This is a genomic window from Dyella terrae (genome assembly GCF_022394535.1).
GTDB lineage: Bacteria > Pseudomonadota > Gammaproteobacteria > Xanthomonadales > Rhodanobacteraceae > Dyella.
Genome location: NZ_CP089414.1, coordinates 2,742,808 through 2,755,433, shown reverse-complemented (window position 1 = coordinate 2,755,433; position 12,626 = coordinate 2,742,808). Strand labels below are relative to the sequence as shown.

Here is a 12,626-nt window from a genome sequence, read left to right as displayed (position 1 = left end):
TTCGCCCGGCCATTTCCGTTTTTCCCGGCACGCACGTCTTAGTAACTGTCACAGTCATCAGCGGGTTGGCGAGCCTTGAACGAACGGAATCTTCAACCAGGGGATGAACCCCTGGACGCCGATCTGGTGTTCGCCGCAAGCGGCTGCGCCTACGCGGCGCAACGCTCCCTGGAGCGCGAATTGCAGTGGGTGGGGATAACCAGCCCGCAGGTGACTGGACGCAGGGAACTCCCGGCCAAGGACGGCCAACCCGGCTTGTCGCTGTGGTGGCGCTCGCTGTGTGGACGCACCGACTGGTCCGACGATCCGGGCAGGTTGGCCTTGATGGCCGGCAAGTATCTAGTGCGCGCGCTGGGTATGCCGGTGCGACATCATCAGTATCTGTCGTTCCTGGCTTCGCACCCTTCGCTGCGTGCGTGCGTAGAGGCGGATCCGCGCCTGCTGGAGCGCTACCACCACCGCTTCGTGAATCGGCGTTGGCACCGCCCGGACCGCTTGCGTGCAGTGCAGACGCACTATCGCCTGTTGCTGGAACGCTGGTCGGCGGATCTCTTTGAGGGTGTCTACGTGCAGGGTCGGGCCACCCTGGGTTTCATCACGCTGAAGGACGGCAGCGAGGTCGGGCTTCATCTGCGCGCTCCCGCGCATATGAATTGCGAGGGCGAGCTCACCCTTGAGCTGACCGACGCCTTTGATCGCACGCTGTACCGCCTCGTGATGACGCTCATCGACGACGATACGCTGGCCATCGGCTGCATCCAGGGGCCGTCGGGCGAGGATGCGCGCGAGGTAGTGCGCGAACTGACCAAAAACATGCACGGCATGCGCCCGAAGCAGCTGATGCTGGTGCTGGCCTATGCGTTTGCAGGTCAGTGCGGCTTGCGGCGTATCCTTGCCGTGGGGAACGTGGCGCACCCGTTGCTGGGGCGCGCACGTCTCTTCTCCGATTACGATGCCTACTGGCTGGAGCAAGGCGGTGTCGCCATCGACGATGGTTGGTTCCTGATGCCGGCCACGTTGCACCACCGGACGGAAGCAGAAATGGAAAGTAAGCGCCGCGCCTTGTTCAGGCGCCGCGCGGAATTACGCTGGGACGCAGTGAAACTGTTGAACGACGCATTGCGCCCTGTAACGTGGTGGCGCGATGCGACAGAGGCGTCGGCAGCCATGGAAGCCTTGCCGCCGCTTGCCGACGTGACCAGGGCAGCCTAAGTGGATAGACCTGTAGCCGCGCCCACCCATCCGGGCGTGAATCTCGATCCGGCGTTTGCCTTGCGCATCGCTGATCTGTTCCGCGAGCACAACCGTGCGCTCGTGGCGTTCCTGCAGTGCCGCCTGAATTCGTTATCCGATGCTCAGGAGGTTGCGCAGGAAGCCTATGTGCGCCTGGTGACCATGGATCGCCCCGAGCAGGTGGAGTCGTTGCGTGCCTATCTGTTTCGCGTTGCCTCAAACCTGGCGGTGGATCGGATGCGCGCGCGCCAGGTGCGCGCCGAGCATCCGGTGGAGATTCCGGACGAGGACCTGCACCTTGCGCCTATTCCCGAGCGCCATGTGCATGCCACGGGGCAATTGCAGGAGCTCTACAAAGCGCTGCGTGAATTACCTGCCAAGACCGGACGTGCTTTTGTCATGCATGTCATCGACGGCTGCGAGATCAGCGTTATCGCGCGGGCCATGAAAATTAGTGAGCGCATGGTGCGCTATCACGTCGCCAACGCCCTGGCTCATTGCCGGGCGCGGGTAGACGAACTGGAGATGCCATGATGGCTAACACATTGAACGAACAAAACCTGCGCGTCGCCGCCGATTGGTGGGTGCGACTGCGCGATCCCGCTGCGACGGAACGGACAACCGCGCAATGGCTGGCCTGGACCGATGAAGATCCCGCACACCTCACGGCGTTCGAGCGCGTGACCGAGTTGGCCATGCGCCTGCAGATGCTGGGTGAGGTGTCGCGCGAGCGGTTGATGGCGGAGTTCGCTTCGCCGCGGGTGGCGCCGCAACGCTGGTGGATCCCGGCCGCGGCTGCGGCCGCCGTGATACTGGCCGTGGGCGGCTACGTGGGTTGGCATGCAACCTCCGGCAGCGTCACCACGCAGGCGTATGCCAGTGCCATTGCCACGCAACGCAGCGTGGTGCTGGATGACGGCACGCGCCTTACGCTCGGCGGCGCCACGCGTCTCACCACGCGTTTCAGCCATGGCCAGCGCGAAGTGGATCTCTCCTCCGGCGAGGCCTATTTCGAAGTTGTGCACGATGCGGGGCGTCCGTTCGTGGTGCATGCGGGCGGCGTGACCATCGAGGACATCGGTACGGCCTTCAACGTCCGTCGCACCGGCGACTATGTCACCCTCGCCATGGCGGAAGGCCGCGTGCGCGTGGCTGATGCCACCGGCGGCTCGCACAATAGCCTGGAGGCCGTGGCAGGCCAGTCGGTGACCTATGATCCGTCGCGTGCGGCTATGAACGTCACCGCAAGCGATCCGGCCAATGCCGCGGCTTGGCGCAATCAGCGGTTGGAGTTCGACAACGAACCGCTGTCGGTGGTGGTGGCCAACATCAATCGTTACCGCGCGCAGCCACTGCGTGTTGCTGATACCGACCTGAACTCGCTGACGTTTACGGGTACCGTCAGGGCCGATGCTATCGACGACTGGCTGCATGCCTTGCCGCAGGTGTTGCCGCTGCAGGTGGGCAACGTCAGCGGTGAAACCGTGCTTTCCGATACGCGCAATAAGGCGGCGCCACACTGATCCCAGGGGACTGAACTGACAGCTCCTCGAAAGATAGCGTTCATTCGGTTGCCATAGACACACAACGTCCCCGACGCGTGTCACACTCGCGACTTTCGCTCGGCGAGAAACGGGGGCTATGAGGAAAGGTGCGGCGCTGCTGCTGTCCGGCAGCCTGTTGACGTGGGTCTGTCTGGCCGTGCCGGGCAGCTGCCTCGCTGGCCCGCGCGCCGCCCAGGAGCCTTCGCCGCCGGCGCACTCCATCGATTTCGCGATTCCCGTGCAGCCGCTCGCCACGGCGTTGATCGCTTTCGGCAAGCAGGCCAACGTGCAGGTGTTGACCGCGGGTAGCACCGTCGCACGCTTCCGTTCGCAGGGTGCCACCGGCAGTTTGACGGCGGATGCCGCGCTTGCCCGTCTACTGGACGGCACCGGCCTTTCCTATGAGTTCACCGGCCAGGGCACGGTCGTGGTGACCGCGCCCGCTGCGCCAGGAAAGAAAGCGTCGTCGTCAGACCCACAGGACGAGATCAAGGAGCTGACGGCGGTCGAGGCCGATGCCCTGGTCGGGCGCGATGTTGGTTTCAAGGCCTCGCTGACCAGCGTCGGCTCGCGCAACGATGCTGAGCTGATCGACGTACCCCAATCGGTAAGCGTGGTGACGCGCGACCTGATGGCTTCGCAGCAGGCGCTTACCGTCCAGGACGTGATACGCAATGTGGCCGGTGTGTCATACGCCGAAGACTCGAGCGGCCTGCCGCTGTTCCAGATCCGCGGCTTCAATACCGGTGAAGGCCTCATCGACGGTATGCCCAACAGCAACGTCGGCTCCGGCGACTTTCCTCCGCTGGTGGGGTTGGAGCGCGTGGAGGTCATCAAGGGGCCGCAGACCATCCTTGGGGACTCCAATGGCAACAGCTTCGGTGGCCTGATCAACGTCACCACCAAGCAGCCGCAGAGCGAGCCGGTGCGTGAGCTCAGTTACACACTGGGCGAGAACGGGCGAGTGCAGGCAGCGCTGGACCTGGCGGGTCCGCTGAAGCAAGGCTCGGGACTCACCTATCGGCTGGTGGTCTCAGGCGATTACGCTGACCGTTCGCCGCAGGGCTATCGCAACCGTCGCAGCGGCTATCTGGCAGCGTCCATCGGATGGACCGGGTCAAGCACGCAGTTGGTCGTGGGCGTGTAGCGCATTGTCGATCGCCTGCCTATGCCCGACCATGCCGTGATATTGGGTAATACGGTCGGCACGGCCACGCCGTTCAGTCTGCTGACTGGCAATGCCTACGACTATGCTGAGTACCAGACCAACCGTCTGTATTACTTGCTCGACCAGCAGCTGGGGCATGCATGGACCTGGCGTAGCCGCGGGCAATTTGTCCAGCAGCGCAACGATGCGCAAAGCTGGACGCTATACAACCCCACGCCTTCCGGCGATGCATTCCCCCAAGCCGAAGCCTATAAGTACAGCGACGCCTATTACTCGCTGCAGAACGATTTGATCCGCGTTTTCGGTACCGGGCCGGTGACGCACACGGTCACCCTGGGCATGGATTACTCACGTTCGCGCGTCGGACACGCCGATGATTTCGTGCACGATGACGAGGATACCTACAACCTGTTTACAGGTCCGGCTCTGCCGCGCGTATCCGCTGTCATGCAGCCGGAAGACAATGTGCCCATCGCCGGCACGCCCTGGTCGGTAAACAGCGGCCTGTTTCTGCAGGATCAGCTGTCGCTCGGCGAGCACTGGGACATGTTGTTGGCGGTGCGTCGTTCGTACTACGAGGTATCGACTACTGATATGCAGGGGAATCCGTGGACGCCGCGGCGCACGAAGTGGGTGCCGAACGCAGGCATTGTCTACAAGCTCACCCCTGACGTTGCCTTCTACGCCGGCACGAGCAATGGCTTCCAGCCTTTGTCCTACCTCGGCGAGAACGGGCGGCCGCTGGTGCCCGCACTGTCGCGCCAGTTGGAAGTGGGTACCAAGCTCAACCTGTTCCATCAGCAGGCGTGGCTGTCGGTGTCGCTCTACCGCATCATGCTCGATCACAGTTACCTGTTCCTCGAAACGCTCCCCAACGTCGCGAGCTTCGGACCAGGGCAGACCAACAGGGGCTTGGAGGTCGAGTTCGCCGGACGGGTCATGCCGGGCCTCGATATCACCGGCAGCTATACCAATGCGGAGATCAGCAACCACGACGGCACTGCGCCCACTGGCGCGCCGCGCCAGCGCTTCAACCTGTGGGCAAGCTACTGGTTCCAGAGCGAGGCACTCAAAGGCTGGGGTATCGCTGGCGGCGTGCAGGCGCGCAGCCGTTCGTTCGGGCAAAGCCTGGACTACTCCACCTACTTCCCCTCGCCGGGGCAGGCCGAGGTGGATGCCAACGTGTCGTATCGCACCGATCACTGGCGCATGTCGCTAGGCGTGAAGAATCTTTTTTCGCGTACCTTGTACGCCCCGGATTTCAACGAAACCTTTTTGCCGCTGCGCACGCGATGCAGCGTAGTTCTTTCGGGCTCCTACGACTTCTGATACACGAACACGAAAAACCCCGGGAGTCGCCTCCCGGGGTTCGGGTTCACTCGTGCGGAACGATTTACTGCTTCGGCGTGGCCGGTGCGCCGCCGTCTGCCTTGGTGGCGTCCGTCTTGGTGGCGTCGGTGGCGGCGGCCTTGGCCTTATGGCTGCTGTGCTTAGCCTTGTGGCCGGCTTCCGTGGCCTTGGTGGCGGCGGCGTCGGTGGTCGACTTGGCCGTGTCCTTCGCTGCCGCACCCGCGGTGGTCGCGCTGGCTTCGGTCTTCGCTACCGGAGCGGCGTCCTGCGCGAACGCCGGGACAGTCAGGACGGAAGCGGCGGTGACGAGGAGAGCGGCAAGCATGGTCTTACGCATGAGGTGAACCTCCAATGTGGGGATGCCAGCGAAGGCGTTGCTTCGTGGCTGGGATCCAAGCTAGACGCACATCGCTCTACCGAACCTGAACGAAACTGGCTCCCTTAAGCGAGCAGACAGATCGATGAATCCACGTTATTTCATGCGTGGAAAAACGGGTTTCGACCGCTTGAAAAACCCGCGAAACCGCTGCCGTGCTCATTTCGTTTGGACGTCCATTCCAATAGGTCCGTTAGGATGTCGTTATTGGTTGGCCCCGGTCGGCTCGTTCTCGCCCGTGGGGAAAAGCCGGGCATCTTCCAGCAGGCCAGCGGTCTGCAGCGTGGCCCTGGGCAGCATCGGGCCGAGCTTGCCCTTCATGCGGAGCAGGGCGACGTTGGCCATGTCGTCGTCTTCCTGTTGCTCGGAATGGTCTTCCGCTTCCAGTGGTGCACCCGGAGCATGGGTGAGTGCAGCGAGCTGCGGCGCAATCACCTGGGTCAGCGCGAAGTACGCGTCGTCGTGTACGCCGGCTTGTTCCAGCAGGTGTCCAGGCAGCATCCACGAGGCCAGCGACTCGCGCTTTGCCTGCATCGGATTGCGCGGGTCGACCAGCAACCAGGTGCCGGCCTGACTGAGCATGTCCTTGCCGTCGACAAAGCCGGTGGTGCGGTAGGTATCCGTTAGTGCCGGCAGGTGGTCGCCGTAGAACAACAGCAGGGTGGGGCGCTCGCGATGCGAGATCAGTTCCGCCAGCCGGCCGAGTTCCTGATCGGCGTGCCGCATGTGGTAGAGGTAGTTCTGCAGTTCCAGCTTGTTCTTGCCAGTGATGCCTTCGGGCACGGGAATGGCGTCGCGCTCGGCGGCTTTGGCAGGCGGCACGTCGTAGGGGCCATGCGCCTCGATGCTGATGGCAAACAGGAACTGCGGCGGGCCGGCGTTCTTCAGCTGGGCCATGATCTCGTCCGTCATGGCGCTGTCGGCCATGTACTGACCGTCCGAAGCGGCGTTGGCCGGGAAGGACGAGCGCGACACGAACCGATCGAAGCCGATGGCCTGGAAGGCCGTGGTGCGGTTCCAGAAGCCGGGATCATTGCCGTGCAGTGCGATGGTCTCGTAGCCGTGGGAGCGCAGCACGCGCACCATGCTGGGGACCACTTTGTGATTCATCTGCAAGTACGGGAACTGCAGATCATCGAAGTAGCGCAGCGATAAACCGGTAAGCACTTCGAACTCAGTGCGGATGGTGCCGCCGCCATAGGTGGGCACGTGCAGCGGGCCGCTTTCGCCCTGCGCAGCAAGCCGGTGCAGGTTCGGCGTGAGGTCGGTGTTCTCGTAACCCTTCATGATCGACGGGTCGAAGAACGACTCGCTCTGAATCACCACAATGTCGGGCGCTTCGCCGGTGTTGCGCACAGGCGCCTGCAACCGTTCGCGCAGCGCGACATCGGAGCGATCGATCAACTGTTGCGCCGCCGCCGTGTCGGGCTTCTTGCGCGCATGGCCCTGATTCAGGTGGAACATCATGAGGGAGCTGACCAGGCCCGAATGTTCGGCGGTGGCGGTAGCCGACCACGGCTCCAGCCACAGGTGGTGTCCGCCGTAGATCTTCATCCATCCCGGCATGCCCGCAAGCAGGGTGCCGATCAGGGCGAGCAGGGCCACGCCGGAGACGAGCCGTTTGCCGCGCGTGCGCCGCGCGAACATCGGTGGTTCGATGCGCCACGCGATCACGATGACGGCGACGGCGGTTGCCAATGCGAGGTAGGGCCACGGGCTCGCTGGGAGATAGCTTCCCAGCAGTTTCAACCCACCGCGGCGCAACTGCCCCAGCATGCGGAAATCCGCAGGCATCAGCGGCGTATTGAGATTGCTCACCTTGAGCGCATTGACGGCATAGACCACCGTCTGCGTGAGGAAAGCGAGCCCGAAGGAAAGAAACACTCGTCGGCTCAGCACCAGCAGCAGCGAGGCAAACAGCAGGCCCGGCAGTGCATTGGCGATGAGGTAGATCGGTTGGCTCAGGGCTTGAGCCGGACTCACGCCAATACCGCCGTCGACCACACCGGTCAGCAGCGTGAACAGCGCCCCCAACGCGACGATCAGCGCGAGGCGGGCGGACATGGAGCGCGCGCGAGGCGCTGGCGGAGTCGTTGACGGGGTCATGGCACCCTGTGGATGGCTGTCATGGCTCGGACACAGGAATGTAACGGCCCGGATCTGAACCATTTGTTGAGAGCCGCCTTGGCGCGCGGCGGAATGGCTTGTCTTGAGCAACGCGTCGCGCGTCGCTGCCGTGCACGCCAGTCCGGCCCCTGGTCACGTAGCGGTCATGTTGCGCCGCAGGCTGAACGTGTGCGGGCGCAGCAATACATGTGGCACTGCGGCAGAATGGACGGATGACTGTCATGACCAAGCCCACGGAATCCCCGGCACTGCGTGCGCTGATCGACGATCGCTACAGCGAGCTGATCGCGCGTTGTCGCCAGATGGGCGTACCGCTGCACGACGACGCCGGTGTCGCCGAACGCATCCGACGTACGCTGCTCGCCAGTGACTTCGCTTTCGATACCTGGTTCAGGCAGCCGCAGTTGCTTGCGCCGCAAGGTCTCGAGCGCCTTCGTTCCGGCAGCGATGCCAGTGCACGTATCGAAGCGCTTCGACTTTCGGCCGACGAGACCGTCTGCCTTACGGAGCTGCGGCGCTTTCGCCATGCCGAAGCGCTGCGTCTGGTCTTCCGCGACGTAAATGGTCTCGATGAACTGCCCGAGACCTTGTCGGCGACCAGTGTGCTGTACGAGGTGCTGCTGGAATCGGCGTTGCGCTGGTCCGAGCAAGCGCTGGTCGCGCGCTACGGACATAGCCGGGGCCATGAAGGTGAACTGCAACGCATGGTGGTGGTGGGCTTCGGTAAGTTGGGCGGCAGTGAGCTCAATTTCTCGTCCGACATTGACCTCGTGCTCGCCTATCCGCACGGTGGGCAAAGCGACGGTGCGCGATCGCTCGACAATAGCGAGTACTTCGTACGCCTGACCCGACAACTGGTGCGCCTGCTCAACGAGCCTACCGTCGACGGTATTTGCGCACGGGTGGATCTGCGTCTGCGGCCGTTTGGCAATGCGGGCCGTCTGGCCCTGCCGTTCTCTGCGATGGAGCAGTACTACCAGAGCGAAGGACGCGACTGGGAGCGCTATGCATGGATCAAGGCTCGCCCCGTGGCGGGTGATCGCAACGCCGGCAAACAGCTGCAGGATCTGCTGCGCCCGTTCGTCTACCGCAAATATCTCGACTACACCGCCTTCGCGGGATTGCGCGAGATGAAGTCGCTGATCGATGCGGAGGTCGCCCGCAAGGACCTGGCCGACAACCTCAAGCTCGGGCCTGGCGGCATTCGCGAGATCGAATTCGTGGTGCAGTTGGTGCAACTGATTCGCGGTGGCCGCGAGCCCAGCCTGCGTGTGCGCGGCCTGCTTCCCGCGCTCACGGCTTGCGAGGCGCGTGGACATATCAGCGCAGCACGCGCACGCGAACTACGCGAAGCCTATGTATTCCTGCGCCGCGTGGAGAATCGCGTGCAGATGCTACGCGACGCGCAGACGCACGATATACCGGAAGACTCGCTTAGCCGCGAGCGCATTGCGCTGGGGCTGGGCCATGCTTCGTGGGAAGAACTGGAAGAGCAACTCGCGCAACATCGCGCGAAGGTCAGCGAAGAATTCGCCGAAGTGTTGATGCCGCAGGGCGGCCGCACCGCGACGGCGCCCGTGGTCGACGTTGCGTTGTGGCAGCGTGCCTGCACGGAGACGCTCGACGCAGGCGTAATGGAATCCTCGGGTTTCGCGCCGGGCGTGGACGTGGCCGAGACGCTGGTGAAGCTTTCGCAGGCCGCGTCGGTGCGGGCCATGTCGCAGCGCTCGCGCGAGCAGCTCGATCGCCTGATGCCGCAATTGATCGCCGTGGCGCGCAACAGCATGGCACCCGTGGCCTGTCTGTTGCGTCTGTGTCGACTGGTGCAAGCGGTGGCGCGGCGTTCGTCATACCTTGCTCTGCTTGAAGAGCAGCCAGCGGCGCGGCTGCGTTTGGCAAAGCTCTTCGCCGAAAGTGCTTTCCTTGCAGAGCGGGTGATCGTGCAACCGTTGTTGCTCGACGACGTGCTCGACCCGCGTATCGATCAGCTGCCGCTCAAGCGGGCCGACATCAGTGCCGAGATCACGCGTGTACTGGCGACGCTGGACGACCGCGAGGCGGAAGCGGAACTGGAGCGCCTCAACGAATTCAAGGCCAGCGTGGCGTTCCGCCTGGGCCTGGCCTTCAGTGACGGAAGGGCCGATGCGGTGGCGACCGCACGGCGCTTGGCCGTGCTGGCCGAATCGATCGTGCTGGCCGTCACCGCGCTGGCCGAGCGTGAACTGGCTGCACAACATGGGCGCTTGCCCGGCGACGGGATCGGCTTTGCGGTGCTGGGCTATGGCAGCCTCGGTGGCGAGGAACTGGGATTTGCCTCCGATCTCGACCTGGTGTTTGTCTATGACGGCAAGCGCGCACACGCGATGAGCGATGGGCCTCGCCCGTTGGAAGGCTCGCGCTGGTATCAGCGTCTTGCGCAGCGCGTGATGAACTGGCTGACCGTGCTGACGCGCGCGGGCCGCTTGTACGAAGTGGATACGCGTTTGCGTCCTGATGGTTCCAAGGGCTTGCTGGTCAGTAGCCTCGATGCATTCGAGGCGTACCAGAAGAGCCGTGCGTGGACCTGGGAGCATCAGGCGCTGTTGCGCGCGCGGCCGATCGCCGGCGATGCCTCGTTGCATGCGGATCTCTCCGTTGTGCGTCGCGAGGTGCTGGCGGTGCCGCGCGAGCGTTCCTCGGTTCTGCACGAAGTCAGCAGCATGCGTCAGCGCTGGCGTGCAGAGCGCGATCGCTCGGATGCGCTGTGGTTCGATCTCAAGCAGGGGCACGGCGGCCTGCTGGATATTGAGTTTGCCTTGCAGGGGCTGGTGCTCGCCCATGCTTCGGAACGCCCTGCATTGTTGAGCATCACCGCCAACGCCGGATTGATCGAAGCGTGCCGAAATGCCGGTCTGCTCGACGGCCGGCAGGCGGGTCTGTTCGCCGAAGCGCATGCGGAACTGTTGCATCGCGCACTCGCCTGCACGCTCGACCTGCGTTCGCGCCTTGCGCCGCGCGATGGTGAATTGGAACGGCTAAGTGCCCATGTGCGTGAAGTGACAGCGGAGTTGGGTTTCTTGTTCTGACTAGTCTCGGTCCGTTTCGCCCTGCCGCAGCGCGATGAGGTCGTGCAGGGTGGCGGCGATGGCCGCTGTCACGCGTAGCGGCGGGACCGGAGGTGTGTCCGTCGCATCGAGCGAATGCAACAGGCCCGCTCCGCGCAGTGCCTTGTGGAACCGTTCGAGTTTGTCCGGCAGGCTGCCCACCACGAGCGTATGTACGGGGCAACCTGCGGCGCAGGCTTCAGACAGCATGTTGACCGAGTCGGGCGTCACTACCAGGCGGTCCGCCCAACCCAGCACACCCGGATAGGGATTGCTGCCGTCGTCATGTCCCGACCACACGAGGCCGGGGACATCGCCTAGCCCCTGGCGCATGCGTTCTACCAGCGCCGGAGGTGTTCGCCGTGACGCCATCACCAGCAGGCTGCCACCCTCCAGGCGACGTCGTGCGTGCAGGCCGTGGATCAACTGGTCGATGTAGCTCTCGTTGAAGGTCACCCCTTTGCGTGGCCCGCCCAGCAGCACGCCGACGCGGGGCTGGGGCAGGCTGGCGAATGCGGGGTCCGCGTCGCGGCCGTCCTGCAGCCATACCTCATCCACCGGATTGAGCGAGCCCAGCGGACGGATGACGTTACGGCCAGTGAGCTGATCATGCTGCGGGGCGATCACCGTGTCCCAATGCCTGGGATCCACACGTGGGTCGAGGATCTGCACCGTGTAGCAGGTGCCCCCGCTTAGCGGGCGCAGCAACCGTGTATACAGCGCGGCAGAACGGCCACAGCCGATGGCCACGGTGGGCCAGGGCGCGGCGAACTGGCGGCGCTGGGTGGCGTCGAGTGCGAGTCGCGCGCCCAGGGCCAGGCGGGGCGCCAGCCAGGACCAGGGTGCGGCGGGTTCGAGCTGAAGGTGGCGGACCGGCATGCCCAGCATCTCGGCCAGCGCCAGTGCCTGGCGCTGGTTGCCGGCGGCGCCGTCGGTGATGACCCAGCAATCGCCATGCAGTTTCAGCATGCGTCTGTCCACCGCATTGTTTCCCTGGACAGCACAGTTCGTTTCATTGGCCTGTGTCCTGTTTTCCCGCGACCGCGCTTACACTGCACGCCATTGCGCCGATCCCGGCGCGCTGCGTCCCTATGCCCAAAGGATACCCATGAGCGAGAAGCTTTCCGAGGCCGCCTTCGATCAACTGTTTCGTACGGCCCGTACGTACAACGCCTGGCTGCCGAAAGAGGTGACGGACGAGCAGCTGCACCAGGTCTACGAGCTCGCCAAGTTCGGGCCGACCAGCGCCAACTCCTCGCCGATGCGCGTGGTGTTCGTGAAGTCGAAGGAGGCCAAGGAAAAGCTTGCGCCGTTCCTGTCCGACGGCAACCGTGCCAAGACCCTGGCCGCGCCGGTCACTGCCATTGTCGGCACCGACCACGCGTTCTACGAAAAGCTGCCGCAGCTGTTCCCGCATGCCGACGCGCGCAGCTGGTTCGTGGGTAACCAGGCGCTGATCGATGTCACCGCGTTCCGCAATGGCTCGTTGCAGGGTGCCTACCTGATGATGGCCGCCCGTGCGGTGGGCCTGGATTGCGGCCCGATGTCCGGCTTCGACGGTGCCGGCGTGGACGGCGCCTTCTTTGCCGGCACCACGGTCAAGTCCAACTTCCTGGTCAACCTCGGCTACGGCGATGCCAGCCGCGACCTGTTCCCGCGCAGCCCGCGCCTCTCGTTCGACGAAGCTTGCCGGATCGCCTGACGCTTTGTTCGTCATCGGTTCGCCAACCCCCAACCCTGTGGAG

10 protein-coding genes are annotated in these 12,626 nt (G+C 64.2%); 7 read left to right on the top strand and 3 right to left on the bottom strand.

Annotated features, from left to right (window positions below; genetic code table 11):
* The first annotated feature begins 75 nt into the window (after positions 1–75).
* The 5 genes from DYST_RS11930 (at position 76) to DYST_RS11910 (ending at position 5,274) form a co-directional block, all read left to right on the top strand.
* A complete protein-coding gene (locus DYST_RS11930) occupies positions 76–1,212 on the top strand; it encodes a VirK/YbjX family protein (RefSeq protein WP_239945877.1) in 1,137 nt (378 codons plus the stop codon).
* Positions 1,213–1,767, top strand: coding sequence for an RNA polymerase sigma factor (locus DYST_RS11925; protein ID WP_102300971.1), 555 nt, complete (start codon positions 1,213–1,215; stop codon positions 1,765–1,767).
* Positions 1,764–2,756, top strand: a complete 993-nt coding sequence (locus DYST_RS11920; RefSeq protein ID WP_239945876.1) for a FecR family protein — start codon at positions 1,764–1,766, stop codon at positions 2,754–2,756. The genes DYST_RS11925 and DYST_RS11920 overlap by 4 nt, the downstream gene beginning before the upstream one ends.
* Before the next feature lie 118 nt (positions 2,757–2,874).
* A complete protein-coding gene (locus tag DYST_RS11915) occupies positions 2,875–3,924 on the top strand; it encodes a TonB-dependent siderophore receptor (protein WP_239945875.1) in 1,050 nt (349 codons plus the stop codon).
* Between the two features lie 21 nt (positions 3,925–3,945).
* The gene (locus DYST_RS11910; RefSeq protein WP_239945874.1) at positions 3,946–5,274 is read left to right on the top strand and encodes a TonB-dependent siderophore receptor; all 1,329 of its coding nucleotides are present in this window, start codon (positions 3,946–3,948) and stop codon (positions 5,272–5,274) included.
* A 64-nt stretch (positions 5,275–5,338) separates the two neighbouring features.
* Here the strand turns inward: DYST_RS11910 and DYST_RS11905 are convergent, their stop codons facing one another.
* Together DYST_RS11905 and DYST_RS11900 are read right to left on the bottom strand one after the other, a co-directional pair.
* Positions 5,339–5,632, bottom strand: coding sequence for a hypothetical protein (locus DYST_RS11905; protein WP_239945873.1), 294 nt, complete (start codon positions 5,630–5,632; stop codon positions 5,339–5,341).
* A gap of 243 nt (positions 5,633–5,875) precedes the next feature.
* Positions 5,876–7,735 (bottom strand): LTA synthase family protein, encoded by a 1,860-nt coding sequence (locus DYST_RS11900; protein WP_239945872.1) that lies wholly within the window; start codon positions 7,733–7,735, stop codon positions 5,876–5,878.
* Positions 7,736–8,010: 275 nt separating this feature from the next.
* Here DYST_RS11900 and glnE point away from each other — a divergent pair, with 275 nt between their 5' ends.
* Positions 8,011–10,863 carry a bifunctional [glutamate--ammonia ligase]-adenylyl-L-tyrosine phosphorylase/[glutamate--ammonia-ligase] adenylyltransferase gene (gene glnE / locus DYST_RS11895; protein ID WP_239945871.1) on the top strand — a complete coding sequence of 951 codons (2,853 nt, stop codon included), beginning with the start codon at positions 8,011–8,013 and terminating at the stop codon, positions 10,861–10,863.
* Here glnE and DYST_RS11890 read toward each other — a convergent pair whose 3' ends face one another.
* Positions 10,864–11,850 (bottom strand): mitochondrial fission ELM1 family protein, encoded by a 987-nt coding sequence (locus DYST_RS11890; RefSeq protein WP_239945870.1) that lies wholly within the window; start codon positions 11,848–11,850, stop codon positions 10,864–10,866.
* Positions 11,851–11,989: 139 nt separating this feature from the next.
* Between DYST_RS11890 and DYST_RS11885 the strand changes: the two genes are divergently transcribed.
* Entirely contained in the window at positions 11,990–12,583 is a 594-nt protein-coding gene (locus DYST_RS11885; protein ID WP_239945869.1) for a malonic semialdehyde reductase, read from the top strand.
* Positions 12,584–12,626 lie beyond the last annotated feature (43 nt).